This window comes from Lacrimispora xylanisolvens, from assembly GCF_002934545.1.
Lineage (GTDB): Bacteria > Bacillota > Clostridia > Lachnospirales > Lachnospiraceae > Lacrimispora > Lacrimispora xylanisolvens.
In genome coordinates this window covers 258,059-284,199 of sequence record NZ_PTJA01000006.1, presented here as the reverse complement: position 1 = coordinate 284,199, position 26,141 = coordinate 258,059, and the positions used below count along the sequence as shown (strand labels likewise).

23 protein-coding genes, 1 pseudogene and 1 riboswitch are annotated in these 26,141 nt (G+C 39.2%); of the genes and pseudogenes, 22 read left to right on the top strand and 2 right to left on the bottom strand.

Annotated elements, in window-relative coordinates:
- From BXY41_RS13430 to BXY41_RS13360, 17 genes and pseudogenes are all read left to right on the top strand, one after another.
- Positions 1–1,104 carry a C40 family peptidase gene (locus BXY41_RS13430; protein WP_104437362.1) on the top strand — a complete coding sequence of 368 codons (1,104 nt, stop codon included), beginning with the start codon at positions 1–3 and terminating at the stop codon, positions 1,102–1,104.
- Positions 1,105–1,152: 48 nt separating this feature from the next.
- A complete protein-coding gene (locus BXY41_RS13425; protein WP_104437361.1) occupies positions 1,153–1,512 on the top strand; it encodes a DUF6103 family protein in 360 nt (119 codons plus the stop codon).
- Positions 1,513–1,548: 36 nt separating this feature from the next.
- Positions 1,549–2,427 (top strand): ParM/StbA family protein, encoded by an 879-nt coding sequence (locus tag BXY41_RS13420; RefSeq protein WP_104437360.1) that lies wholly within the window; start codon positions 1,549–1,551, stop codon positions 2,425–2,427.
- A 4-nt stretch (positions 2,428–2,431) separates the two neighbouring features.
- Positions 2,432–2,716 (top strand): plasmid segregation centromere-binding protein ParR, encoded by a 285-nt coding sequence (locus BXY41_RS13415; RefSeq protein WP_242980199.1) that lies wholly within the window; start codon positions 2,432–2,434, stop codon positions 2,714–2,716.
- A 114-nt stretch (positions 2,717–2,830) separates the two neighbouring features.
- Positions 2,831–3,007 (top strand): hypothetical protein, encoded by a 177-nt coding sequence (locus BXY41_RS26780; RefSeq protein WP_170072340.1) that lies wholly within the window; start codon positions 2,831–2,833, stop codon positions 3,005–3,007.
- A gap of 93 nt (positions 3,008–3,100) precedes the next feature.
- A complete protein-coding gene (locus BXY41_RS13410) occupies positions 3,101–4,042 on the top strand; it encodes a DUF5688 family protein (RefSeq protein WP_104437358.1) in 942 nt (313 codons plus the stop codon).
- A 440-nt stretch (positions 4,043–4,482) separates the two neighbouring features.
- Complete coding sequence (locus BXY41_RS13405; RefSeq protein WP_104437357.1) at positions 4,483–4,905, top strand: hypothetical protein; 423 nt, start codon at positions 4,483–4,485, stop codon at positions 4,903–4,905.
- A gap of 2 nt (positions 4,906–4,907) precedes the next feature.
- Complete coding sequence (mobP3, locus tag BXY41_RS13400; protein WP_104437356.1) at positions 4,908–7,649, top strand: MobP3 family relaxase; 2,742 nt, start codon at positions 4,908–4,910, stop codon at positions 7,647–7,649.
- A gap of 183 nt (positions 7,650–7,832) precedes the next feature.
- On the top strand, positions 7,833–9,266 hold the full coding sequence (locus BXY41_RS13395) for a DUF3991 domain-containing protein (RefSeq protein ID WP_104437355.1): 1,434 nt from the start codon (positions 7,833–7,835) through the stop codon (positions 9,264–9,266).
- An 86-nt stretch (positions 9,267–9,352) separates the two neighbouring features.
- Positions 9,353–11,173, top strand: coding sequence for a VirD4-like conjugal transfer protein, CD1115 family (locus BXY41_RS13390; RefSeq protein WP_104437354.1), 1,821 nt, complete (start codon positions 9,353–9,355; stop codon positions 11,171–11,173).
- A gap of 4 nt (positions 11,174–11,177) precedes the next feature.
- On the top strand, positions 11,178–11,444 hold the full coding sequence (locus tag BXY41_RS13385; protein WP_104437353.1) for a helix-turn-helix domain-containing protein: 267 nt from the start codon (positions 11,178–11,180) through the stop codon (positions 11,442–11,444).
- A 564-nt stretch (positions 11,445–12,008) separates the two neighbouring features.
- Positions 12,009–12,530 carry a lipocalin family protein gene (locus tag BXY41_RS13380; protein ID WP_104437352.1) on the top strand — a complete coding sequence of 174 codons (522 nt, stop codon included), beginning with the start codon at positions 12,009–12,011 and terminating at the stop codon, positions 12,528–12,530.
- A gap of 433 nt (positions 12,531–12,963) precedes the next feature.
- Positions 12,964–13,051, top strand: a riboswitch (cyclic di-GMP riboswitch).
- A gap of 408 nt (positions 13,052–13,459) precedes the next feature.
- A complete protein-coding gene (locus BXY41_RS13375; RefSeq protein WP_104437351.1) occupies positions 13,460–13,909 on the top strand; it encodes a sigma-70 family RNA polymerase sigma factor in 450 nt (149 codons plus the stop codon).
- Positions 13,910–14,665: 756 nt separating this feature from the next.
- Positions 14,666–14,821 (top strand): hypothetical protein, encoded by a 156-nt coding sequence (locus tag BXY41_RS26775; RefSeq protein ID WP_170072362.1) that lies wholly within the window; start codon positions 14,666–14,668, stop codon positions 14,819–14,821.
- A gap of 190 nt (positions 14,822–15,011) precedes the next feature.
- On the top strand, positions 15,012–15,434 hold the full coding sequence (locus BXY41_RS13370; protein WP_104437350.1) for a GNAT family N-acetyltransferase: 423 nt from the start codon (positions 15,012–15,014) through the stop codon (positions 15,432–15,434).
- A 56-nt stretch (positions 15,435–15,490) separates the two neighbouring features.
- Complete coding sequence (locus BXY41_RS13365) at positions 15,491–16,228, top strand: DUF5131 family protein (RefSeq protein WP_104437349.1); 738 nt, start codon at positions 15,491–15,493, stop codon at positions 16,226–16,228.
- A gap of 152 nt (positions 16,229–16,380) precedes the next feature.
- Positions 16,381–16,582 (top strand): annotated as a pseudogene (locus BXY41_RS13360) (IS256 family transposase); the annotation flags it as partial.
- A 362-nt stretch (positions 16,583–16,944) separates the two neighbouring features.
- Here the strand turns inward: BXY41_RS13360 and BXY41_RS13355 are convergent.
- Positions 16,945–18,276 (bottom strand): radical SAM/SPASM domain-containing protein, encoded by a 1,332-nt coding sequence (locus tag BXY41_RS13355; RefSeq protein WP_104437348.1) that lies wholly within the window; start codon positions 18,274–18,276, stop codon positions 16,945–16,947.
- A 143-nt stretch (positions 18,277–18,419) separates the two neighbouring features.
- The gene (locus BXY41_RS13350; RefSeq protein WP_104437347.1) at positions 18,420–18,785 is read right to left on the bottom strand and encodes a hypothetical protein; all 366 of its coding nucleotides are present in this window, start codon (positions 18,783–18,785) and stop codon (positions 18,420–18,422) included.
- 604 nt (positions 18,786–19,389) lie between these two features.
- Here BXY41_RS13350 and BXY41_RS13345 point away from each other — a divergent pair.
- The 5 genes from BXY41_RS13345 to BXY41_RS13325 all read left to right on the top strand — a co-directional run bounded on the left by BXY41_RS13345 (position 19,390) and on the right by BXY41_RS13325 (position 25,766).
- Positions 19,390–19,623 carry a hypothetical protein gene (locus BXY41_RS13345; RefSeq protein WP_146088579.1) on the top strand — a complete coding sequence of 78 codons (234 nt, stop codon included), beginning with the start codon at positions 19,390–19,392 and terminating at the stop codon, positions 19,621–19,623.
- A gap of 431 nt (positions 19,624–20,054) precedes the next feature.
- The gene (locus BXY41_RS13340; RefSeq protein ID WP_104437345.1) at positions 20,055–21,593 is read left to right on the top strand and encodes a hypothetical protein; all 1,539 of its coding nucleotides are present in this window, start codon (positions 20,055–20,057) and stop codon (positions 21,591–21,593) included.
- Positions 21,590–22,255, top strand: a complete 666-nt coding sequence (locus tag BXY41_RS13335; RefSeq protein WP_104437344.1) for a hypothetical protein — start codon at positions 21,590–21,592, stop codon at positions 22,253–22,255. The genes BXY41_RS13340 and BXY41_RS13335 overlap by 4 nt, the downstream gene beginning before the upstream one ends.
- A complete protein-coding gene (locus tag BXY41_RS13330; protein ID WP_104437343.1) occupies positions 22,252–24,657 on the top strand; it encodes a hypothetical protein in 2,406 nt (801 codons plus the stop codon). Before BXY41_RS13335 ends, BXY41_RS13330 begins: the two co-directional genes overlap by 4 nt.
- Before the next feature lie 140 nt (positions 24,658–24,797).
- Positions 24,798–25,766: a restriction endonuclease gene (locus BXY41_RS13325; protein WP_170072360.1), complete on the top strand. Its 969-nt coding sequence runs from the start codon at positions 24,798–24,800 to the stop codon at positions 25,764–25,766.
- Positions 25,767–26,141: the final 375 nt, after the last annotated feature.

Sequence of the window (26,141 nt, the reverse complement as noted above, 5' to 3'; positions counted from 1 at the left end):
ATGGCTGATCCTGTAACGATTACTCTAGCGGTAAAGGCAGCAATTATGGCAGCTGCAGATAAACGGACCTGGAAGGCGGTGGGTGTTCTCGTTGCCGCGATTTTAACACCTTTTATCCTGATTATTGTCATGATTTCCAGTCTTTTGTCTGGAACTGCGAACCATAACAACGCCGCTGTTCAGCTATCCTTTCATGACGGAGTTATTTCAGGTCAGGTACCGGAGGATTATCGAGAATATATTGAGGACATGCGTAAAAGTTATTCGGAGCTGGATGTGATTATTGCTGAAATTACATTGATGATTGAGGAGGGAAGTCTTGACTCTGTACAGGTTAAGGCTATTTTTTATTCTCTGTATTTCGGCGCTGAATCCTTGCGAGGGATTGATTATCAGTCATTTACTGACTGCTTCGTTCGCTACGAGGAACGCACTCGTACATGGTCGGATGAGGACGGAGTGGAGCATGAGGAGACCTATACCGCAGCGGTGCCGCTTACTTCCCTTCCAGTAATTTATAGAAATCTGGAAAGTACACTCGGGCGCAGGATTTCGTACGAAAATCAGGCAAATGCCTCAGAAATTTATTACCGGGCCTTGTATGGAACCGGCGCAACAGGCGAAGGAGACCGATTTGATCAGTGGTCGGATTGGCTGCCGGAACAGTTTGTCAATCCGACCACTGATCTGGCAGCAGGAGAAACTGGTTCCCAGGCTGTTCAGCTTGCACTGTCCCGTCTGGGAGATCCCTACTCACAGGAGCTTCGCGGTCAGGCAGGTTATACCGACTGTAGTTATCTCGTACAGTGGATATACCGTCAGCTGCGGGTTAATCTTCCTGGTACCGCTGCTGAGCAGGGAAAATATTGTGTCAACAATGGTCTGACCGTTTCGAAAGCCGATCTTGCTCCAGGTGATCTTGTGTTTTGGAGCCACAAAGTAAACGGACGTTATCTCAATATTACTCATGTGGGTATCTATGCCGGCAACAGCAAGGTAGTGGACGCCTCATCTTCCAGAGGACGGGTTGTGTACAGGGACCTGTTTGATGCAGACAAGCAGGTGCTATATGCAAGACCTTATGCGAAAAATGCGGCACAGTAAAGGCCGTGATTGCCGGAAATAAAATTAAAAATTAAAGGAGGAAAAGCAATGAGCATGTCAGAACTAAAGGTATCTTTTCCATCGGAAAAACTGGAAGCACTCCGTTTTTTCATGGACAAAAAGGAACTTACCATTGAACAGGAGCTAAAGGATTATCTGGACAAAACCTATGAAAAAGCAGTTCCTGCGCAAGTGCGGGAATATGTGGAGAGCCGCATGGAGCAGGTGTCAGCGCCGCAGGAAGGCCAGGATACATCCTCTGCAAGAGAACGACCAGAACGACCCGTCCGTCAGAATCGCCGACAGAGGGAGCAGGCAGCTGCGGAGACACAGACAGAACTCGTGCCATCCGAAACACCATCAGAGGATTCTCAGGAGGAAACTCCTGGTATGACAATGAGGATGTAACCATAACCGCAGAAAAAGAAAAAGGAGGTTCCTGCCATGATCAAGCTTGGAATAGACAATGGAAACTACAATACAAAATCCTCGGACGGTATGCTTTATGCCTCCGGTTTTACTGTAAGTGACCGGGAGTTTTTAACACCGGAGCTTCAGCTGTTCTATGAAGGCAGCTATTACGCCATCGGAGAGCGACGACTGCGCTTTCAGCAGGATAAGACAATGGAGCAGGACACTTTTATTCTCACCCTGCCGGCTATTGCCGAAGCTATGAAACGTGTTGGTGTAACTGATGCAGATATTATGCTTGGTGTGGGGCTTCCCATCGACAGCTACGGTACACAAAAGGAAGCGTTTCGGCGGTATTTTCTACAAAATGTGTCCTTTGAGTTCGAAGGTACAGCATACCGATGTCGTATTTCTGACTGTAAAGTGTTCGCCCAGGGACATGCGGCACTGTGCCGGTATTATCCTCGTTTGCAGGAATACAGAAGCATTACCCTCGTTGACATCGGCGGTTATACGGTGGATGTTCTCACAGTCCATAATTTCAAGCTGGAGCGTGCAAGCTGTGTTAGTCTGCGTTTGGGAACGATCATCCTCTATAGCCGCATTCAGGACGCTCTGCAGAAATGTGGCATTCTGCTTTCGGATGCTTTGATCACTGACGCAATCCGAGGGAAAATTCAACACACTGGTCGTAAGAAAATTGAAGAGACAGTGGAGTATGAAGTGTCTGCCTACTGCAAGGAACTGCTGAACGCTCTGCGGGAACGAGGCTTGGATTTAAGGCTCCCTACTGTGTTTGCAGGCGGCGGAGCGGAGCTGCTGGAATCCCGGCTGCGAGGGAATGAGATTAATATTGTTGCTGTGCTGAACCGGTTTGCCAATGCGGACGGGTACAAGCTCCTGCTGGGATAAGACTATGCGAAAACGATACTATCTGTCTTTTGATATGGACGATCCCAGACACCAGGAAGCAGAGCGGCTGTTCACGCAGCAGGCCAGCCGTCACCGAACCGAATTTGTGGTGTCCAGTATTCTATCCGCTAAACAAAACAGTCATATTGAACAAATTGTGCGGCAGGCTGTTCGAGAGGAAATAAATCAGCTCTCATTGAGAGTTACTCCACCACAAGCGGAGCGGGCTGTGGCAGCACAGCTGGAGGATATTCCCGACAGTCTGATACATGCACTTGAGGATTTCTAGCACACTGATGTTTAACCCAGAAGAAAGATTGCACCAACTTGGCTCAAATTCATAGTCAGTTGCTTAAGATGTTTATGATGAATGCACCAACTTGGCTTACTTAAATGGAGGTTAATGATGAAAACAACTCTAATCCTAATATATTACGAAATGGAGAAACTGGAAGCTCTCCGGCAGTTTCAAAATGTCGCAGAACTAAATGCAGATCTGGAGGCTGTGCTTCAGGCTCTCTATGAAAAGAATGTTCCAGCAGAGGTTCAGGAACGTATTGAATCAGCAGGCAACATATAGGAATTTATGCTTTAATCCCTAAAATATTGAAAGTGGTCAAAACCGTCAAAGCTGTGAAAAGTAAAAACCACAAAGAACAGGAGGATTTGTACAATGGAATTTAAAGACTTTATAGAAGAAGTAGAACGGCATATCAAGGAATATCTGCCTGAGGAATGGAAAAATGAAGAGGTATCGGTTCGTCAGCAGCTAAAAAATAATGGCATTCAGTTATATGGAATGAGTATACGGATACCCGGAAGTGATCTTACTCCGCAGATATACTTAGATAATGCCTACCAATCTTACAGCAGGGGTGTCAGTATGGAGGAAATCCTAAAGAAGCTTGCGGAACAATACCTGGAGTCAGTGGAAGCAGCACCGAAGTTTGGTATACATAAGTTTGACTACGAAAATTTGAAAGACAGCCTGTTTATGTGTGCGATAAATGCTGATAAGAATCGGGAACTGCTGTCCTCTGTCCCCCATCAGATAGTAGAGGATCTGGCTGTTGTATACCGCTATTTAATTGAAGAGGATGGAGGCGTTTTTGGTACGCTCCTAGTCAATAATGATCATTTAAAGTTGTGGAATATTGATGCAGAGATGCTGCATGAACAGGCTGAAAAGAGTATGAAGCAGCTTATGCCATATGAGTTCCATAGTATGGACTATGTAATTGCGGATATGATGGGATGTCCCATAGAAGAGAGTCAACTCAGCATGGAAAACAGCTTTTTGTTTGTATTGAGTAATAGCAAAAAGTGGCAGGGAGCGTCTTATATGTTCTGCCCGGATGTATTGGAATCAGTCTCAAAGGAGCTTGGTGGAAACTATCTGATTCTTCCCTCATCGATCCATGAGTTAGTTTTGATTCGTGAAGAAAAGGAAAGAGGAATTGAGGATTTAAAGGATATTGTATGTGATATTAATCAAAGCCAGGTTGATGAGGAAGAACGTCTTTCTAATGAAGTTTATCGGTATGATGCGGAAACAGGAAGTATATCAATGGTATCTGACGGAGAAATGCAGCAGGGTATGCATCTGGAGATGTAATGGTATAAATAATATTTTACCCACTGAGTAAAGCATGTAACAACATGGAGGAAAGAGGCCCCCCTGTTGCCGCCTGTATGCCCCTGTGACGCCTTTATCTATCAGGAGCGGAGTGCTGCGCCATAAGACAGTAAAAGCCCCCGTTGCTCCCGTTAACACCAAAATACTGGCAGTGGTAAGAACCGCCAAAACTGGGGTGAACCATGGGGGCGAAAATGATGCGGGTTAAAGGAGCGGGGTCAAGGACGCCCCGCTCCCGCTCACATCTCCCCGCAATGCGGGGAGAAAAACGGTTTCTTACCGGGGTCGTAAAAATGCCCTTGGGGTTGCCTTCGGGGTTGTGCGAATGCCACAATAGCGGTAAATGCGTAAAACAAAGGCTTTTTATAGGGGTTGTGACCGGTGTTGTAGCCCTTTTTTGATAGAAACGGAGGTTTACCATGTCAGAAGAAGCAAAAAACAAAAAGAAGTTCCCTCTGTGGATGTATCCGGAAACCAGACAGCTAGTGGCAGACTGGTACCAGCGTGACAATTGCCAGAGTCAAAGTGAGTTCATCGAAAAGGCAATTAAATTTTACTGCGGCTACATTTCCGCAGAAGAAGGGATGCGTTTTCTTCCAGCCGCTATCACCACAGCCATGACCGGAATGGTGGATGGTCTGGAGAGCCGTATGTCCCGACTGATATTCAAGCTGGCAGTTGAGATGTCAATGATGATGAATATCCTCTCCACCACTGCAGATGTAGACGAAAATACCCTGCGTAAGCTCAGGGGGAAATGTGTAGAGGATGTAAAGCGATCAGTGGGTTCCGTGACCTTTGAGAATGTAGCCAGCTTCCAGAAGAGAGAAAGGCGTGACTGACCATGCCCCGAATTATCTTTAAATGCCGCTATCTAAAAAACACGGCGGCTCATGCAGAAAATCTGGTAACCTACATTGCCACGCGGGAGGGCGTAGAGCGACTTCCAGAGCGGATGCGAAACCGTCCTGCCACGGATAAGCAGAAGTTTCTTATGTCAGATATTCTGGAGCAGTTTCCAGATTCCACAGGGCTGTTCGAGTATGAGGACTATTTAGTGAAGCCTACCATGGAAAATGCCTCAGAATTTATCTCTGCTGCATTGGATCAAAACATTGACCAGTTGGCACATCAAGAGGTGTATGTTAACTATATTGCTACCCGTCCCCGTGCCGAACAACTGGACAGTCATGGGCTATTCTCCGATGAAGATGTTCCGCTGGTGCTTTCGCAGACAGCACAGGAGGTGGCAGTGCACGCCGGAAACATCTGGACACCTATTATTTCCCTGCGGAGGGAGGATGCTGCCCGGCTGGGATACGACAATGCTGCTGCGTGGATGGCTCTGCTACGTAAGCAAAGGAATGTCTTTGCCCAACAGATAAAGATTGTACCAGAGAATTTGCGCTGGTACGCTGCCTATCACGATGAAGAACATCACCCTCACTGCCACATGATCGTGTATTCGGTCGATCCACGTGAGGGCTTTGTAACCAAGCCCGCCATTGAAGCCATGCGAAGCAGTCTGACAAGGGAAATCTTTCAGCAGGATCTGCTCCAAATCTATACCGAGCAGACGGAGCGAAGAAAAACGCTGACAGCGCAGAGCCGGGATACCCTCCAGGATCTTTTGAGGCAGATGCAGGCGGGAAATTGTGATAATCCAGTTTTGGAAAATATGTTGACTCAGCTTGCGGAACGGCTCCGGCGAACCACCGGCAAAAAGCAATTTGGTTATTTAAAAGCACCGGTCAAGAAACTGGTAAACCAGATTGTTGACGAGCTGGCGAAGGATGGACGTGTATCGGCAGCTTATGTCCAATGGCAGGAGCTGCGAAACGAGGTGCTACGTACTTACAAGGATGACCTTCCCGTGCCGGTGCCGCTTTCCCAGCAGAAGGAATTCAAGCAGATAAAAAATATAATAATTTCGGAGGCGGTCAGGTTGTGCAATCAGGAGGTTGTTTTTGCAGGAGATGAATATGCCGAATCGCTTCCAGAGGAAGAAAGCATTATAGAGGAAGCAACAATCATGAATCATATAGAATCAATTGAAGAAGCCGGTTCTGTTTTTCTTAATACAGATGAAGAAGGGGAAATAAAAGTATTTGAGCTTGAAACCGGAGCTGGACATAACTCTGAATCATCATTGACTGAACATTCTAATAACATATCTCCAGTATCTGCCTTAAGTATAGTGCCCCAAAAGCCACACATTGCATGGAACAACCGCTATAAACAGGCCCTTACCTATCTTTATGGTACGGATATCGCAGAGCCGGACTTTGAACAGGCTCTGCCCTTATTTTTGCTAGAAGCAGAGGACGGAAATGCCTTTGCCATGCATGATTTGGGGCGGATGTTTACTGACGGGCTAGGTGTGGAAATGAATACAGATGCTGCTTTTGTCTGGTACTCCAAAGCGCTTGCTGCTTTTCGGGCGATTGAAGCCAAAAAGGAACATCGGTATGTAGAGTACCGCATTGGCAAACTGTATGCAGCAGGGCTTGGAACGGAACAGGACTATGTGGAAGCGGCAAACTGGTTTAAGGAAGCAGCCTCCAAGAACCATAAATACGCTCAATATTCTTTGGGAGTTCTCTATTATAGGGGAAGGGGTGTAGAACATAATTTAAATACCGCGTTTCAACTGTACCAAAGTTCTGCTAAACAGGGTATGCCCTATGCAGACTATGAGATGGCAAAGATGTATCGGGACGGAATTGGAACAGCAAGGAATACTGAGGAAGCGCAGCTGCATTTTAAGGCTGCTTTCCATGGCTTTCAGCAGATGGAACGACAAAGCCGTGATGATAAGCTTCAGTACCGCCTTGGTCAGATGCTCTACACCGGAACCGGAACGCAAAAGGACATAGACAAGGCAATCTACTATTTGGAAAAATCCGCTCGGCTGGGGAATGCCAATGCACAATATATGCTGGGAAAAATTTATCTGGATGTGCACTGCGGTAAATTTAACGTAGAGAAAGCTCTTCGATGGCTGACAAAAGCGTCTGACAACGGCAATGCTCTTGCACAGTATGCTCTTGGAAAGCTCTATCGGGACGGAAATTATATGGAAAAGAACATACAAAGGGCAGTAGATTTATTTACCCTCTCTGCAGAGCAGGATAACTCCTATGCAGCGTATGCCCTGGGAACGTTGTATCTGAAGGAAGAAGGAATCTCAAAAGATATGGCTGCTGCTGTAAAATGGCTGACAAAATCTGCTGAACAGGAAAATCAATACGCCCAATACCAGCTTGGTAAAATGTATCTGCTGGGACAGGAGGTTCCCCGCGACAGGGAAGCTGCTGTGCGATGGCTCACTCTCTCAGCAGAACAAGGTAATATTTATGCGCAGTTTTTCCTGGACAACTTGGACTCCATCCGTAATCCCTCTATGTTTTTGGCAACAACAAGGTTACTGCATCATATCAGTCGGATATTTCAGGAGGAAGTCAAAAGACTCTCTGGTAGTCCGGGTATTCAAACGGAAAGTAAGCTGCGCAGAAAGCTGAGAGAAAAAAAGATTGCCCAGGGGCACGCTCCGAATGATCATGAACAAAAGCTCACTATTTACTAAAAAAAAGGAGGTATGGTATTCCATGGGGAAGCAATTACAGAGACAGAAAAAGAAACTGCCGCCTATACAAACCGTTCAATTATGTCAAAGGTCGTCCATGCATCAGCGGGTGGCCTTTTTCTGCACTCGGCATGGGCATATGCGCTGTGGAAAACGTAAACGTTGATAAGGGGGGTGTTTCAGATGGCATATGTATATTTTACCGATGAACAAAAACATCAGGCTAATACAGTGGATCTGGTGGACTTCCTCCAGCGCCAGGGAGAACAGCTGGTTCGTTCAGGACGGGAATGGCGCTGGAAACGGTATGACAGTGTAACCGTCCGGGGCAACGAATGGTTCCGCCATTCCCGCAAAGAAGGTGGCTGTGCCATTGATTTTGTACAGCAGTTCTATGATATGAGCTTTCCGGAGGCGGTATGTTTCCTACTGGGCGGGGAATCCGGCGTGGAGTGGAACCAAACAGAGAAAAGCGCCCCGTCTCCACGCAAGGTTTTTGCACTGCCAGAGGAAAACTACGACATGCGACGGGTGTTTGCATATCTCATCAAGCAGCGGTTTATAGATCGGGAGATAATATCATTTTTTGCCCATGAAAAGCTCATTTATGAGGACAGCCAGTATCATAATGCAGTGTTCGTAGGTATGGACGAAAATAGTATACCCCGTCATGCTCATAAGCGCGGTACCTATACAAAAGGAGATTCTTATAAGGGCAATGTAGAAGGAAGTGATCCAAAATTCAGTTTTCATTGGAGCGGAAACAGTGACCGAATCTATGTTTTTGAAGCACCGGTAGATATGCTGTCTTTTATCACCCTGTATCCAAGAGACTGGCAGGAACACAGCTATGTTGCCCTGGATGGAGTTTCAGAGCATGCGCTGCTCCAACAGCTTCGGCAGAACACGCAGCTTAGAAAAGTATTCCTTTGTCTGGATCATGACGCAGCTGGGATCGAAGCAAATGCACGATTGAAGGATATTCTTTCCGAAAATGATTATATAGATGTAACCGTACTTCAGTCAATCAACAAGGACTGGAATGAGGACCTAAAAGCAAAAAACGGGATGCCTCCAATTTCCTCAGAGGAACACCCAAAGATTATACTTTTTCCGCAAGTATGTGAGAAATTGCTTGTGTTATGCGAAAAAATCAGTCTCAGCCGGAATATCAGATATCTGTTAAAGGATACTTATCAAGCTTTGAAACCAATGGTAAGTAGCGGAAAGATTATGCCGGAAAATAAAGAGTCCGTAAGAGAATGTATAGAATATATGGCGGCGTGTTCCCTGTTGTTAACAAAGGAACTGTGCCGTCAGATGGAGCATCCGGTGACTACGGATAAACTTATGAAGAAACTTCAAACGAATTATAGCGTTCATAAAGACAGGGGAGGGCTTCGTTCCAGGCTGGAGGATATTCGTGGCGATATGACTGAGCTTAACCAAATGATTGATACTTCTGGTATCCGCACGGAGACTGACCAGAAACAGCTTGGTGGAGTATACTTACGTTTGGCATTAAACTGTATCAGAACTGAAATGTTCATAAAACTGGAGTTTCAAGCGTTACAACAAAAACAGGAGAAAGAGGCGAATATGAGATTAAGCATGTGATTAGGAATCACCTAAGACACAGAAACCGTCAAGAAGTTGAAACTTTCCTTGGCGGTTTTCTTTTACAATGAAACGGAGGGCAACCGATGCAGGTGCCACAAATAGTAACCTTGATTGTCGTAGGCACGACAATGTTTAGTATACTTGCTTCATTATCACTGCTTGTCCATTATTACAGCCTAAATGGTATAAAATCTAAAACTGTAGGTGATGGTCAACATGGTACGGCCCGTTGGGCAACTAAAAAGGAAATTCGGACGGTCTATACCCCGATTCGATATGAGCCGGAAAAATGGCGTCAGGGAAACAACCTGCCCAAAGCACAAGGGTTGATTGTAGGCTGGAGAAAAGCATCACTCTTTGATAAATCAACGCATCACGGCTATGCTCTGGTAGATGACGATGATATCCACTGTCTGATGATTGGTGCGGCGGGTGTCGGCAAAACAGCCAACTTTCTCTATCCAAATCTGGAATATGCCTGTGCTTCTGGCATGAGCTTTATCACTACCGACACAAAGGGGGACCTTTATCGAAACTATGCAGGGATTGCCAAGGATTATTACGGCTATCATGTGTCAGTCATTGACCTGCGAAATCCTACCCGTTCGGATGGCAATAACCTGCTTCATCTGGTCAACCGATATATGGATTTGTACCTTGCTCACCCGGAAAGCATAACGTACAAGGCAAGAGCAGAGAAGTACGCTAAGATTACGGCCAAGACCATCATTAATTCTGGAGGCTTCGACAGTGCTGCAGCAGGGCAAAATGCCTTCTTCTATGATGCAGCAGAAGGGCTTCTGACCTCAGTCATTTTGCTGATTGCCGAATTTTGTGAGCCAGGGGAGCGGCATATCGTATCCGTGTTTAAGCTTATTCAGGATTTACTGGCGCCCAGCGGCGTCAAAGGTCGGACGTTGTTTCAGCTTCTGATGGCGCATTTGCCTGATGATCATAAAACCAAGTGGTTTGCAGGCGCGGCACTCAACTCTGCAGAGCAGGCCATGCAGAGCGTTTTATCCACAGCACTGTCACGGCTCAATGCCTTTTTAGATTCAGAGCTGGAACAGATTTTATGCTTTGACACTGCCATAGATGCTGAACGGTTTTGCACCGAGAAAAGTGCCATTTTTCTCGTCATGCCGGAAGAAGATTCCACTAAATATTTTATAATCAGTCTAATTGTTCAGCAGCTTTACCGGGAAATTCTTTCTGTAGCCGATGAGTATGGCGGTAAGCTGCCAAACCGCGTCATGATGTTTTTAGATGAAATTGGAACCATCCCTAAAATTGAATCGGCAGAGATGATGTTCTCGGCCAGCCGCTCCCGGCGGGTATCCATTGTTGCCATAATCCAGAGCTTTGCACAGCTGGAGAAAAACTATGGCAAGGAAGGTGCTGCTATTATAACCGATAATTGCCAGGATGCAGTGTTCGGCGGTTTTGCTCCTAACAGTGAATCGGCACAGATTTTGTCAAAGGCCCTCGGCAGTCAGACTGTTATGAGCGGTTCTGTCAGCAGGGGAAAGAATGACCCTAGTCAGTCCTTACAGATGATTGAGCGTCCATTGATGACACCGGATGAGCTGAAATCCATGCCAAAGGGAAGGTTCATTGTAACCAAGACAGGAGCCTATCCCATGCGTACCTGCCTTAAGCTGTTCTTAGAATGGGGTATTACCTTTGGCAAGCCATATGAAATTGCAGAGCAGTCCGCAAGAAAGGTGGAGTATGTCGACCGCCGTAAAGTGGAGGAAGAAATCATCCGTCGAAATGCAGCTTTTGAACCAGAGCCGGAAGAAAGAGTAGATAGGGTATCAACTTCGGGAGGAATAGTACAAAATCCGAATCCTGCTATCAATTTAGAACCAATGGAGCAAAAACAGCATTCGGACAGGAGGTGAAAATATGGCCTATTTTACATCTGTGTACCAATCTGAGTTGCCTCACCGGGCAAAATCCGTATTCATGTATCTCCATGACAGGGCTGATCATAACCGCAAATGCTATCCGGCAATTGGTACCATTGCCAGAGAACTGAATCTTTCCAGAAGCACCGTAAAGAGGGCATTGTCAGATTTGGAGAAAAGCGGCTACCTTCGTAAGGAGCAGCGCTGGAGGGAGAACGGCGGCAAGAGCAGCAATCTCTATTTTTTGAACAGCAACCCGCAATAATCGGATATTTAGTATGAATTTTTTTTATGCTGTTGGTTGGGGTGGTTAAGGTTTTAAAGTACATTATTACACCAAGAGATTAGTCTGCATTTTTCATGGACCGTGCCTTGGTTCGTGATGCACCGAGAATGAGAACTTCTCACTCTAAGAAAAGTTAATGGCAGAAAAAGAACATTAGTCTTAATAATTATTAATACATCAGATATACCAGAGATATATCTCAGGTTGTATACAAAGTAATTTATACTATGAAGCACTGTATTTTATCAGAATAAATATACAGTGCTTCCTTTTTGTTTTTTACTTTGGTATAATCAAGAAACTAAGAATTAAGAGAAGGAGTCCCAATGTATAAGCATAGAGCATATGCGAAAAATTCGAATGATTTTAGAAAGAATAGAATTCGTTTCTAAACTAAATTCATTGCATTACTATAATTAATCCGTTCGAAGAATATATGGATGGAAATATAACAGATTTCTTCGATAATTTAAGAGAAGTATTAATTACAGAAAACTATGATGATGACTATAAAAGAACTTATTGAAGACAGGAGGCAGTGTCATGAGAAAAATCACTATATTTTTAACCTGTGTTATGGTCTTAATACTTGCAGGGTGTGATAATGGATTCAGCATTAATTCTAATCCGTCAATGACAACCGAAGTAATAAAACCAACAAATACGCCAGAGATAGACCCAATAACAACATCAAGTGCTACAGACTCGCCTTCTGTTAAAGATAACGTCCTTGAATATATAATGGGAACTTGGATGATAAGTTATGCCAAAAATGCAAATACAGGTGAGGACTATTCTCTCCAAGAGTTATATGGTACAGGAATACAGTATGGTGGAACGTTGACTTTCAATGATGATGCCACATTTAAGCGGTACATTGGCATAACTACAGAGGAGTCCGACGGATATGAGGGAACTTATAGCGTACAAGATAATGTGATAACCCTTAATTTTTACAACGGCACTATAAATACAGCCAAATATTTGCAGTCAACTCAAGAGATTGAATATTACATAAAAGACATTATCGAAATACCTATACATGAATATTACACTAAATATTAACTACTGAATAATAAGCCACCAGATATCAAAAAAATATCTGGTGGTTTGTATTTTTATTCATCACTTGAATAAAGAAATTTTTAAAATATAGTTTGTCTACAGTTTGAGATATACCAAAGATATATCTATCCTTATCAGTTAGTTGCATTGTCTTTAAAATCTTCCATATACGATAAAATTAGTGCGTTTTGCACATCAAACGATAGTATTAATTGTCGTTATTCGTTGTTTTCATGTTATTTGCATGTTATAATTTATATAGTTACAGAAAATAACAAACGCATTCCTTTATTATTAGTGAATTTCTTAAAGGATAGCTGTGTTTGTGATTATTAACAAGTTTTATAATGTTCAATGTGTGTGTATGGTTATATCTGATTCGTTAAGAACAGAAGTACCCGTAGTCATAAGAAATAGTTTTATTCACAATAAAATATGTCAAAGGCAAACCAGTTGAAAAACGGGGACGCAAAGCCAAGGATCTAAGGTGTTTCTTGCACTATGATAGCCTAGCCGCCAGAAAAAGCTTTATGGCACTTCTCCTCATTTGAGAGTAGGATTCTGTCTTTTTTAACACCTTTTAAACATGGAAGAAATTAAGATACCGGTGTTTGCTTATTGCTTAAATAAGAGGGGTATCTGTATGCTTCATTCCAACAACTGTGTTTTGAGGTGGAGATAAAGACAGCCGAGTACATACACTTTGCCCACCTACAAATAAATATAATAAAAAATCAGTACTGCACCTAACCTGGCGTAGTACTGATTTTTTTGTTTCGACAATAATACTGTTTCAACGACTAAATAATACAAAAGAAGTCACTGAAAAAGTCGCTTTATACAGAACCCCGTCAATACCCCGATGCAGGTCTCCACCGCTTGTTCTTCATTCTTTGATTTTGAAAATCATGAAATGGAGGACAAGCCAAATGGCAAAAAGAATCAGAAGAATTAATTATCGGGAGAGGTATCCCGAAGCAAGTGATGCGGTTATTGAGGTACTGGAAAAAAGTGACCGCAAAATGGAGTATCAGCAGTACGACTTAAAGGTGGAACGTTACCAAATTGACTGCGTTAGCTGTGCAATTACTCTCATTCCCAGCAGGGAGGATTCCTTTGAACGTCTGGAGGACTCAAATCACCAGTTTGCATCGGATGAAATAAGTGTTGAAGATGCTGCAGTCCAAGCGGTGTTAATTGAAAAAATGCTTTCCTGCTTAGAAATGCTTACACCAAAGGAGCAAGAACTGATAAAAGAGCTGTTTTTCAAAGGAAAAAGCGAACATCAAATATCTAGAGAAATAAATATTGCACAGAGAACCATACATGATCGAAAGGTAAGAATCCTTAGCAAATTAAAGAAACTGATGGAAAATTAAAAATTATTCCGCTCAACCCCCTCGCTTGACGTGAAAGTAAGTGAGGGGGGTTATCTATTCCTTCTATTGCTCCTTGAAAACTTCATATCCGGCAGCATTAATACATGATCTGTCCAGCCGTGTAAAAGCGGCAGCGACATTGACGGGCGCGCCAGAACTGCCTGCGGAAGGTTGAGAAACATCCGTCGAACCGATGGCATCGAAGGTGATGAGCGAGAACGCCTGGTCATAAAACAGTCTATGGTGGACTGTTTCGCAATGAAATGGACAGTGCTAATGCTACTTCCGTCCAGCCACAGACATCGCAATGGGGGCGGCTCGCAGAGATCCTGAGAGAGGTGAAATTCCTATGAGGCCCGTTTAACCGACAGGCCGTTACTGTTGCCGCCCTATAGAAGAATCAATTGGTTCTTTGCGTTTTGGGAAGTTATGTCGAATAAAAATGCAAAAATGAAGAATAAGTAGAAATATTCATTTTAGAGATCATGTGGCAGAGCAAGATTGCCCTGCCGCATTCCTGTGAAATGAATTTAAACAGACATAGTATAGGAAAATCTATGAATAAATGAAAAAGAATGTAAATATGTCCGTTATTTTTAACAGGCAGAGGAAAACTTTGCTGTTCTTATATATGGTTGGACAGTCATGGATTCTTCCGAATTCTAAGTAATCGTATCTACACGACTGTATCTAAGAAATTTAATTTCGACAGAGTCCATGGCGGATCTCACGGTTTAGCAGGTAGGAGGCATTGCAATGAATGAAATAAATAATGATTTAAAAAAGAATTCCTTGAAACTGACGATAAATGACAAATTGGTAACTTTAACATTTGCGCTAGAACCTAATTTAGAGATGGCAGAATTTATAAAAAAAACTTTGATAAGTTCCTTTTTAATAAAAAAGGGTTAAATAGATACTTTGGCAAAACTTTTTTCTGCAAAACGGTGATATTCAAAGACCTGCGTAGTAGCTAAGAATTATTATTGATTATGATTGCAGAAAAACTAATCTAATTAAAACAGAACAAATGTTCTTTTGCATATTGCACTCCACGATATACTCAGTTATAATGTTAGAAGAGATGTGGGAGGAAGATGTGATGATACGATTATTTGAGTTTAAAGATGTAGATAGAATCATGGAGATCTGGCTGGAGGGGGATGTAAACGCCCATTCATTTATAGAAGAATCCTATTGGAAAAATAATTATAAATCTGTAAGAGCCATATTACCCAATGCGGAAGTATACGTGTATGAGGTTGGAAATGAAATACTGGGATTTATCGGAATGGATGCAGATTATATAGCTGGAATTTTTGTGGCAGAAGGCCATCAAGGACAAGGGATTGGTCATCAGTTGATAGATGCAATGAAGCGAAAAAAGAGATTATCCTTACATGTCTATGAAAAGAATAACGGTGCGGTGACTTTCTATAAAAAAGAGGGTTTTTGTATTGAAAATTATTTAACAGAAAAAGAAACTGGTGAGAACGAGTATCTAATGGTATATAATGCGGGTTAATTCTGGTTCCTCAGTAAAAAAACATTCATAATATTGTTCTATAAGGAGGCGGTGAAATGGCAGTTTGGAATCCATGGCATGGATGCAAAAAAATAAGTCCTGGCTGTATGAATTGCTATGTTTATCGTAGAGATGCAGAATTTGGTAAGGATAGTAGTATTGTGACAAGGACGGCAAGCTTTGATTTGCCAGTTAAGCGTGACCGTAAGCGAGAGTATAAGTTACAACCTGTTAGAGAATGTGTATATACTTGCATGACTTCTGACTTTTTCTTGGAGGAAGCAGATGCATGGCGTGCTAAAGCGTGGGAGATGATCCGAGAGCGAAGCGATTTACAGTTTGTAATTATTACAAAGAGAATTCACCGGTTCGATGTCGGACTACCAGAAGACTGGAGAGATGGCTACAACAATGTCACAATCTGTTGCACATGTGAGAACCAGAACCGTGCAGATTATCGCTTACCTATTTTCATGGAACTGCCAATTAAGCATCGGATGATTATTCATGAACCAATGTTGGAGCCAATAAACATCCGGAGTTATCTGTCCATGGGAAAAATAGAACAGGTTACTTGTGGTGGAGAATCGGGGAATGAGGCTAGAATTTGCGATTTTGCTTGGATATTAAATACCATGCAGCAATGTATGGAATACGACATACCCTTTTGGTTTAAGCAGACGGGGAGCAGATTCAAAAAAGGCAATAAGGTATATACCATTGAGAGAAAGAATCAGATGAGACAAGCTGAGAAGGCCGGGGTAAATTATAGGGGTAATGTACTCTCGATTTAAATTGCATTGCGGTAATATTGTCATATTTGTATAGATTTATAGAATAATAGATGGTAAAATAAAAACTAAACTCCAAATTGTTCCCAAATATCAACGTGACATTTCTGGTATTGAAGAACGGGTCATACCACTTATACTGATATCAGCATAGTACCACAAATGCAATAGAAAGTCAAAGCAACCTACCGAAAACTGAATCGTCAAAGGAGTATGTTTCCAAGTGATGGAGCGCTGTTAAAAGCCCTGTATTTATCTACATTTGAAGCCACTAAGAAATGGACCATGTCGATCCGTAACTGGGGCCAGATATATGGAGAACTGAGTATTATGTACGAGGGACGCTTACCTGGCTAATTATTATAATTGGGTGAAAGACAGGCGAGAACACCGCCTGCTCTTGACATACCCTGATCCATAGGGTATATATAAACTAAAGGCTGAAAACTCATTAAGAAGCCTTCAGCCCTACCGCTTATCATAGAAGATCTGTTTTTACAGAGATTTCTTCCCCCACTCTTGAAACGGTCTTAATACATAGGTAAGGCCATTATTCATTGGTTCTCGCGCATGTTTTGGGATATTTTTTCTAATAATTTAAATTACTATTTTTTATTATCTTCCCCATAATAGCTACTAAAGTATTATATATATTATATTGTTGAACTTTCGGTAGTTTTTCCTCAATATGCAAATCAAGAGCCTAGATATTATAATTATTAAACAAAGTCACTAACTTCAGGACATCCATATGGTCGCCCATAGACATCGCCTTCAATAAATGACTTACCTCTGCATGCTTTTAAACTACATTTATTATTCTTTTCACATTTATTACATACTGTAAGATTTCCTAAATTAATCTCTCCCCTAAATAGATTCCAATTATCATTATGCCAGATTTGCAGTAAACTAGATTCAGTCGCATCTCCAATTAAATTAAAATCATTTTTGTAACATAAATTGCACGGAAATACTTTACCATCGCAATCTATTGCCATACCAAATGTACCTGCCTTACAGAACAAAGCTGTCGTATCATCAGCTAAATACTTTTTAGGATTATCTATCTCTATCTTTAAACTATTATTATCTATTCTAGTATTTATGCTTTCTTTTAATTGTAAGTATTCATCTTTAGAAATTATCCAGTCAATTGCATTTTTGCCTCTCCCAATTGTATCTAAAAGTACTAAATTGAGTAATTTTACTCCCTTTGATTCGGCAATAGAAATGATTTGTTCAATTTGATTAATGTTCTTTTTATTTAAGACTGTAGTCAAATGTACATTTATATTAAAATTTCTTAATAAATCAAGAGCATTAAGAGTTTTATTAAATGCTCCATTTGAGCCTCTAAATATATCATGAGTTTTTGAGTCTGCACCATCAAGAGACATGACTACATTAAATTCAGCTTTTGCTAATTTTTCAGCTATTTCATTTGTTATAGCTACTCCATTTGTTAAAAGAACTTTTAATAAATTTCTATTAGATAAATTATCTATTATATTATTAATATATGGATACATTAATGGTTCTCCACCACTAACTGTAATTTTCATGGCTTTATTTTCTTCGAGTTGATCGAATATGCTGTACCATTGTTCTGGTTCTATTTCGTTTTTATTATTAATATTAGCATCCATATTACAATGAATACAATTTAATTGACATCGTCTTGTAAGACTTATATCTATTTCCGATGGAAATGTCATTACCGGTACAGGGTATCTGACAGAAGGTAATAACTTTTTATTTTTAATAGTTTTTTCTGAGGAACTGATATTTGTGGTTATAATGTTTTTCTTTATAAAATTTTCAAGTATTTTAGTTAGCTGAGATGAATTAAGGTATGAAAAGTTTTTAGATATTTCAGATAAAATTTTGGGACTTGAAGTTAAAGATTCAATCAATAAAAATTCTGTATTATTCAAAATATATGTTTTACATGTTTTCCTGTTATAAATATATTTAGTATTATAGTAATTAGGTTCGTTTCGTAAAATTGTTTCATTGTTAACGTAATATAATTGGTCTTTATTATTCATTACTCTTCTCCTAGAAATATTTTGTTAAAAAATAAACATTGCTGGAGTAATATTAATTTATATTACTCCAGCTAAAAACGATACTTACATAGACTTAACAACCAACGAATTGTATGTCGAAATGAATTCTATTAACCTACTATCTAAGATTCTGGCATTCTATAGCAACAGCCTAAGCCGCCATCACCAGTAGGAAGTGTCTCAATACCCGGCACAAATTTTTCTGACTTACGTTCAAACTCTGGCATTCTATAGCAACAGCCTAAGCCGCCATCACCAGTAGGAAGTGTCTCAATACCCGGCACAAATTTTTCTGACTTACGTTCGGACTCTGGCATTCTAAAACAACAGCCTAAGGAGCCATCACCAGTAGGAAGTGTCTCAATTCCTGGTATAAGTTTTTCTGACTTACTACGTTCAATTTCGGGCATCCTATAGCAACAGGCTACGGCGCCATCACCAGTAGGAACTGATTCTACTCCTGGTATTTCTTGTTGAATATTTGACATGATAAACCTCCAAAAATATTTTTTACTATTATTGACATATATTATTATTTTTATACTTTTGCTAAACAATAATAAAATTGGAGTGTATTATTAATATTAATCACAGAAAGGAGAATCTTCAGATAGGATGAACAATTACTAGTGGAAATCGAATGTATCAGTGAGGAACAATTCAAAATGTTTCTGCATGAAAAACAGAAACGGTAGATTCAGTATTGGTGCTCTTTCCACTTTTCTACTTGAATCAAGGGTTTTTGTAACAACACGTCATATAAATGATAATCTGGGATTTCATTTTATTTATGATATAATTTACGCCCAATTAATATAGAGCATGTACAAAATGCTAAAATAGGTATTGAAAATGAAATAATCTTAAATAAGAGAGATATAGGAATGATAACTGGAGCAGCAGGTCCGTGCGTGAAGATGGCGGGCTCCCCTTGGTATTAATGGTATTATTTAGATAAACCAAAGTTGAATTATATTTGTGATGGTGCTGATCTTGAAAATGATTTTGCATTACCATCTCATTCAGATGAAGGTAATACCAAGTATATGGTTGAGGGGTGGGGAGCATACTTACTTACCGTATGGGGAGTCATTGAAAGATTTGGATAAACATATTATAGAAATGATCTCCAATGAAATTAAAAGTATTACGGTGCATGAACCTACTCCTATCACTGCTGACGAAAATAATATTATGTTAAATGTACTTGAAGAATATTTACCATTTGAACGAAATGGTGGTTGGATTCAATATGATTTAGAAAGACGAAAGCTAATATATCCTAAGGCATTTGATGAATTAAAAAAATATATGAGAAAGAATTAATGCGAATTACACTAAAAAAGTTGTAGTAATAATTACAAAACTATCTATAAACTATTAAGAATAATGTTTCAGGAGATAAACTGGCATAACTAATGCCGTGGTCAGAGGACTTTCCTGATCTTTGTAGAAATCTTACGGTAAATATACCGTCGTCCTAAATAGGGCGGCGAATTTATGGCCTGGTCTGGTTACCATTTACGTGAGTAGTTTCATTTTACAATGGTAAATCTTTTTTATAAACTTATTAATAATTATATATATGTCGGCTTTTTGTTGTTAGATTTCACGAAATTTGGTATAATTGTCTATAGAAAGATTTTAAGACTACAATATGATAATATTTGATGTTAAAGAACTTTTGAAGTACATTCTTTTTTTATTATGATTGTACAAAATAATACCAAATAATAAGAATATAAAAGGTGGACAAAATGCCTGATTCTAACATACAAATTTTTATGAATATGTACCATGGTGAAGGAACGCGTGACGCAAGTAGCAAAGTGCGAGGTTTTCTTTTTCAGGATTTGATTGCTGTAGACGAACTTATAAAACCACAGACAGAATATGTTTGTTCAGAATATATAGAAGACGTGTTTACTTCGGCTGGGAATAGAGTATATATAATACAGGTAAAATATTATCCAAAAGGGTCAATTATTATCAAGGAAATTATGCGGGATCTTTATTATCAATATTTGCGTATGAAACTTTATGGATATAAAGGAGAACTTATTCCTGTTCTCGCCATACATACAAAAACGATACCAGAAAAGCCTACATTAGCCGATATGCAAGGAAAGGATTATATTAATGTTAATCGTGTTGATTGTCCCCAATTACCTTTAGATATGGAGGCTTGGTTGGCTGAGCATGTATATCCGTTAAAAAAGACAGATTCGGAAAATAGATTTTTTGAGGCCTTTGCATGGAATGATTCAATTCAGAGCTTTTTAAATGCACTGATCATTACTAAGGATCTTGGTACATTAAAATCATATCGAGAAAAAATTGCATCTAAATTGAATGGTTTATTTTCTGAATATAATATTATTGATGAAGATATGAGAAAAAATATTTTATTGGGTTTGGCAGTACAGTATATTCAGGAAACTTATAATGATCCACCAAAAAATATGGAGACTTTCCATTTCCGTAAACGGGATCGAGAGATTTTTATTAAATACTTGAGTGACCATATTAGTACAGATACAGAGGCAAATATTGCTGCATATATGCGTTATGTGGTCATGGACTGCTGGGATAAAATAGAAAAGTTTAATGAACAATTAACCATGGCACATATTAATTTACTTCAGTTTATTCGAGATACAAGTGCGGATTGGATATACCGACTTGGCAGTAATAAGTCTGGTCAGTTGCAACTATTGAATACTATTAGCATGAAGGATAATGATTCGCTCACAGACTTTATAGAATGGAATGTTTCAAAACGGCTTCAGGTAATTTACGAGCATCGTAACGCTATTGAAACATTTTTACGTTACTTCTGGAAAATATTGTTTAATATAAACTTTGATTTAATAGATAGATCATTAAACCAAACGGACCGTGTTCGATTGATGCCTGAATTTTATATAGATGAACATGAAACTCGTTACTTAAAAATAAAATTTACAGATGATGTTGCTAACTCTTCGGTTATTTTATCTACTCCAGATAGTTCGCGTAGTGGGGAAGAACTTTATTGTACTTTTCAACGTATGAAAGATTTTCGTCCAGAGAAATGGTATATGTGCGGAAAATATCATGGAAAGTTCTCATACGAGCAGAATGTTTCATCCATAATAAATAATAAAACAATATCTATACTCCATCAAGGACAGTTTCGTATTGAGTGCATGGAATGTATCAGAGTGGATATGGAGTGCTGGCATAATACGGAAAATTGTAATAAATCAATTTTTCTAGATAAATGTATAAATGATGATTGGGAGGTAAGTGAATGAAGTGGCAAGAGTGTTTCAAAAAGTATGATTATCGTTCCCTAATTACAGAAGATGGAGTTCTTGATATTGGTATGTTTTTAATTGATGGAAAAGTTCCTGGCGAGTTGCGTCAGATATATGAAAGTAAATACGGAGATGAACTATTCTTGATTTTGCAACCGAAACCTGGTACAAATATGAATACATTTTGTACTAGTTGGGATGATCATATTATGGCTTTTGTTAATTTTGGGGAACTTCGTGAAGGCGGGCATGAAGCGGTAAAAAAGTTGCAATATAATATAACTCAAATTATATTGTATACGGAAAAAAAAGGAATTTGCGAGACAGGTAATTTACCGTTGATGAATCGTCCAGATAGTTTTACGGAAGAAAAATCAGTTTCAGTATCTCGCAAAATATTTATTCCATGTGGTTCAAATGATAATTTTGACAGCGATAGCCGAATATTATTACCGTTTTGGTATGATGAATTGAAAGGTGAAATTTTTAATCAGGAAAATGAAGAAAATCTAACCTCTCTTCTTCCAGATAATGGCACTGCTTCTTTTCTATGCAAAGAACGAATAAAAATAGATCATCGTGCACGCAGTAATTCTGCCGATCAATTAAATTTCACGGAGGAAGAGTTTGTAGCAGTGAAAGGTTGGCTTGAATTATGATAAAATTACAAAATATAAAAATTGCAAATTTTCGTGCATTTGGTCAACCAGTATCTTTTTACTTTGGCGGTAAATCTCTGGTTTTGCTTACGGCGCCAAACGGTAAAGGCAAAACTTCATTATTGGATGCGGTGGAGTGGTGCTTTACTGGTGATATCGTCCGATTGCACCGATCATATGCGGAACGTAACCCCGGTGCGGAAGGAACCCGGAAAGGCAATGAAGAGGCTATTTTAAAAAATAAGTATTATTTGAGTAAGCCAGTTAGAGTAGAGTTACAATTAGACATTAATCATCAAACATATACTATTGTTCGTCTGCAGCAAGAGGATACTCTTAACACATGTGGTTCAGTGAAAGTGAATAATAAAGAGGGAGAAGAAGCAGAGCTGTTATTAAAAGGTTTTATAGATAAAAAGAACTTTTATAAATACCATGTCTGTGATATGCAAAAAACATTCCACTTTTTACATACTGGGCGTAGCGGTATGAGTCAAGAATTTGCCGATTTTACCACAGATCATTCCATTGCTGAAAATGTTGCCGCTAACTTGGATATATGCTGCGAAGATATTAACAATCGTATCAAAAATGTTCCTCAGGTGTCAGAAGAGACAATAAGAACGTATCGCGACGCTCTTGAAAAGCATGAAAAATCACCAGAGATTCTTCCGTATGATAATCGACTGCTATATCCTGCTGAACAAACTGTATTGAGGAAAATGACAACTGAAGAATTAAATGAGCAACTGCGTGCATTATATCGCTGTGGTTACGCTCGTATAACGACTTTGCTTGAGAGAAAGGCAGCATGGGAAGATGCGAAGTACCGAAAAAAAGAACTGGAAGTCATAAGAAATGAATTTGTAGCGCATAGTTCAGAAATTGTTGAAGCAGTAAAACTAGGAGTCAGTGATCCTGTTATTCTTAGACAAGTCAAAGATAAGTTAAAGAGATATAATGAAATCACTCTTGATACAGATAATCTTGCTGGATACAGTGAGGAGATACTGAATATAAACAATAATCTATTTACTTTACAATATTGGGAAGAAAGCATAAATCAGCAAAAAAATCTAAAAATTCAAAAAGAGATGCTGACAGCAGAGGTAGAGATATTAAAAAAGGGAAATGAAATAATTGATGCACTGACTACTATTACTACCGGAAAACGTGGCTTAGTTCATTATAGGTCTGAAAAACGAAAAGTAGAACCAAACCAGCCTGTGCTTTGTCCTGTTTGTGGATCTGAACTCTTTGATACGATTGAAGAGGCAGAGATAACGAAACTGGCTCAAAATTATCAGTCTGAGCAGAGGGAATTAATTGAAGAGAAAAAGTTAGGAATTTCCAACTTGACAGAGCAACTTAGATTAATCAATACAGAACAGCTTACAAATGCAAAGCGAGCCTTGCAATCAGAGATTGATAAAATACAAGAATACGTGGATAAACTTGAAAGATTAAACAATGTTACCAATGCTTATTTTGGTGCACTAGAAAAACTACGGGAAATTGATAGCATAGCTTATGAACAGGAAAAAATGCTTTCATACGATGGTATAAATGAGGAAATCGAGAAAATTGATGTGCTCATTCCTGCTGTAGAATGCACCTCTGAAATCGAAAATGAAGCCAATCGATTGCTATCATTAGTATTTTATTCTAATATGGAGAATCTGACTGGAAACACGTTGTTGGAAAATATCCGTTTTCTTGCCACGGGTGTGCCTGATGGTGTAATGTATAATGAAGATCTTCTGCGGAGTAAAATTGCTTCAATGCGCAGCCATATTCAGAACTTCGAATATCTTGATGCAGTAAAAAAGTTGAAAGAGGCTGTAGAAATTAATTTAGCAGCAACTCAGAAAATAGAAAAGTTAAAAGAACTTTCTACGAAAGTAAAAGAGCGTGCAGAACAGATTCGTACTTTGCTAAAAAAAATGAATGCTGAAGAATACAATCAAGTAGGACCATATTTATATAAGATATTTCGTAAACTAACCCGTGATATGAAAGTTGCCGGAATTAACTTAAAAGGTGGCAAAGGTAATGGTTTATTGGCAGTCGTGGACGATCAGAATAAGCCGATTTTAAATATGCTTAGTGATGGTCAGCTTAGTGTGTTTATGCTCTCATATTTTTTAGGAAATGCTTTACGGTTAAAGGCTATTGATCCATTTTCAATTTACTTTGTAGATGATATTACTAGCTGCATGGATGACATTAATATGTTGGCATTCCTTGATTTTATTAAATATCAGCTTTCTAGTAAAAATAGTGCCATCGATCAGTTGTTTTTTTCTACTTGCGATACAAGAATTCAGGATATGCTGCGTTATAAATGTGACCAGTGTGATATTGATTATGCTGAAATTGGTATTGAGAAGTTCGAGAGTTAATATTTATAATAAAACATAATTCATAAACGGAAAGCCTAAATAAATAATAATATATGGAACTGTTGTGGTTTTCATGTTAATACAAAAATCTTTAGTGGATTTAATTATTTAAAAGAAGGTGTAAAACTATGCGGTGCGCAATGAGTGTTGCTCAAATGATGGACACAATTCAGGAATGTTTGATTGTTAAATCAGGAATGTATTTGGATTATAACGAAATAAAAAAAATACTTAAGGGTTTTGAAGATGATATTTCAGAATTTATATTGAATAATACAGAAAACAATGTCTACGGAATAAGACCTGAAGAGTTAGAATTTGTAATAAATAATATTAGGAAAGAATTAGGTGAATTATCGGATACAAATCCTTTCCCAATGATGTCGTTGCTAAAAGAGCATCCTGAATACCAGGATGAAATGATGCTTGCTGTGAAAAGTGCACATTCATGTTTTGATTGGCATAGAAAAACTTTTGGAAACGAAAAACCATTAGGTGATGAATTTATAAATAAACTTATTCAGGTGTCAGGCGTTTCTAAAAGAATAGCTATTTTATTTTTATTAACGTTGACGAGTTCTCTTGATAGAAGTTTTTCTTATTTGCAGCCTACAAAGAAATGGGATGGAATTATATCATTATCAGATCTGTTTGATAGTGAAAAATTACCTGATTTGCCAGATGTTTTTTTTGATCAAAGATATATAGATTATCTCTCTAATAATACGGATGCTTTATACAATATTCACTGGAGGCAATTTGAAGGGCTGACAGCTGAATTTTTTTCGAGAAACGGATTTGATGTTAATATAGGCACAGGCCGTAAAGATGGGGGTATTGATATTTTTGCAACGCATAGAGATACTAATACTATGATAATAATACAATGTAAGCGATATTCAAAAAATAATCTAGTTGAGGTAAATGCTGTAAAAGCATTGTACTTAGATACTATAGACAACGGCGCGAGTGGTGCGCTATTAGCAACAACTTCTCACCTAAGTCCGGCAGGAAAAGAAATTACTGCACGGAATTATTCAATCTCTGCAGCGGAACACGAAAGTATTGTTAGATGGGTTGAATCAATGAAAAGTAACTATTTCATATAATTGGAATAGGGTAAAAACTATGAAATTATATAATTAAATTCATTTGATTATAAAATGGTAGGGTGCGAAATTTATCATTCTCGGATTCCACTGAGATATTAAGAAAAATAGTAATTAAGTTGAGTCTAAATGTTCTCTAATCAGTAAATGTGTAACATAGACTTTAGCTAGTTATTATTTGTTGATACTTTGTCCATAATATCGGATTACACTTTTGGGTAATAATTAAAGTAAATTATATATCCTGTTATTCATATAGCTTTCCAATAAATTGTGTGAGATAATGAGATTGGTAATAGCCAAAGCTCCTTGAAAATTTCATATATCAAGTGTCCAGTCTCTCACATGATTTTTATATGAGAGGAAGGGATACAA

What these genes read in the sequence shown, in the direction of transcription:
- BXY41_RS13395 (WP_104437355.1), top strand. Translation starts at nt 7,833, where the DNA reads ATGGCATATGTATATTTTACCGATGAACAAAAACATCAGGCTAATACA.
- BXY41_RS13370 (WP_104437350.1), top strand. Translation starts at nt 15,012, where the DNA reads ATGATACGATTATTTGAGTTTAAAGATGTAGATAGAATCATGGAGATC.
- BXY41_RS26780 (WP_170072340.1), top strand. Translation starts at nt 2,831, where the DNA reads ATGATGAAAACAACTCTAATCCTAATATATTACGAAATGGAGAAACTG.
- mobP3 (WP_104437356.1), top strand. Translation starts at nt 4,908, where the DNA reads ATGCCCCGAATTATCTTTAAATGCCGCTATCTAAAAAACACGGCGGCT.
- BXY41_RS13405 (WP_104437357.1), top strand. Translation starts at nt 4,483, where the DNA reads ATGTCAGAAGAAGCAAAAAACAAAAAGAAGTTCCCTCTGTGGATGTAT.
- BXY41_RS13380 (WP_104437352.1), top strand. Translation starts at nt 12,009, where the DNA reads ATGAGAAAAATCACTATATTTTTAACCTGTGTTATGGTCTTAATACTT.
- BXY41_RS13415 (WP_242980199.1), top strand. Translation starts at nt 2,432, where the DNA reads ATGCGAAAACGATACTATCTGTCTTTTGATATGGACGATCCCAGACAC.
- BXY41_RS13330 (WP_104437343.1), top strand. Translation starts at nt 22,252, where the DNA reads ATGATAAAATTACAAAATATAAAAATTGCAAATTTTCGTGCATTTGGT.
- BXY41_RS13325 (WP_170072360.1), top strand. Translation starts at nt 24,798, where the DNA reads ATGAGTGTTGCTCAAATGATGGACACAATTCAGGAATGTTTGATTGTT.
- BXY41_RS13335 (WP_104437344.1), top strand. Translation starts at nt 21,590, where the DNA reads ATGAAGTGGCAAGAGTGTTTCAAAAAGTATGATTATCGTTCCCTAATT.
- BXY41_RS13375 (WP_104437351.1), top strand. Translation starts at nt 13,460, where the DNA reads ATGGCAAAAAGAATCAGAAGAATTAATTATCGGGAGAGGTATCCCGAA.
- BXY41_RS13365 (WP_104437349.1), top strand. Translation starts at nt 15,491, where the DNA reads ATGGCAGTTTGGAATCCATGGCATGGATGCAAAAAAATAAGTCCTGGC.
- BXY41_RS13350 (WP_104437347.1), bottom strand. Translation starts at nt 18,785, where the DNA reads ATGTCAAATATTCAACAAGAAATACCAGGAGTAGAATCAGTTCCTACT.
- BXY41_RS26775 (WP_170072362.1), top strand. Translation starts at nt 14,666, where the DNA reads ATGAATGAAATAAATAATGATTTAAAAAAGAATTCCTTGAAACTGACG.
- BXY41_RS13355 (WP_104437348.1), bottom strand. Translation starts at nt 18,276, where the DNA reads ATGAATAATAAAGACCAATTATATTACGTTAACAATGAAACAATTTTA.
- BXY41_RS13390 (WP_104437354.1), top strand. Translation starts at nt 9,353, where the DNA reads ATGCAGGTGCCACAAATAGTAACCTTGATTGTCGTAGGCACGACAATG.
- BXY41_RS13340 (WP_104437345.1), top strand. Translation starts at nt 20,055, where the DNA reads ATGCCTGATTCTAACATACAAATTTTTATGAATATGTACCATGGTGAA.
- BXY41_RS13385 (WP_104437353.1), top strand. Translation starts at nt 11,178, where the DNA reads ATGGCCTATTTTACATCTGTGTACCAATCTGAGTTGCCTCACCGGGCA.
- BXY41_RS13425 (WP_104437361.1), top strand. Translation starts at nt 1,153, where the DNA reads ATGAGCATGTCAGAACTAAAGGTATCTTTTCCATCGGAAAAACTGGAA.
- BXY41_RS13410 (WP_104437358.1), top strand. Translation starts at nt 3,101, where the DNA reads ATGGAATTTAAAGACTTTATAGAAGAAGTAGAACGGCATATCAAGGAA.
- BXY41_RS13430 (WP_104437362.1), top strand. Translation starts at nt 1, where the DNA reads ATGGCTGATCCTGTAACGATTACTCTAGCGGTAAAGGCAGCAATTATG.
- BXY41_RS13420 (WP_104437360.1), top strand. Translation starts at nt 1,549, where the DNA reads ATGATCAAGCTTGGAATAGACAATGGAAACTACAATACAAAATCCTCG.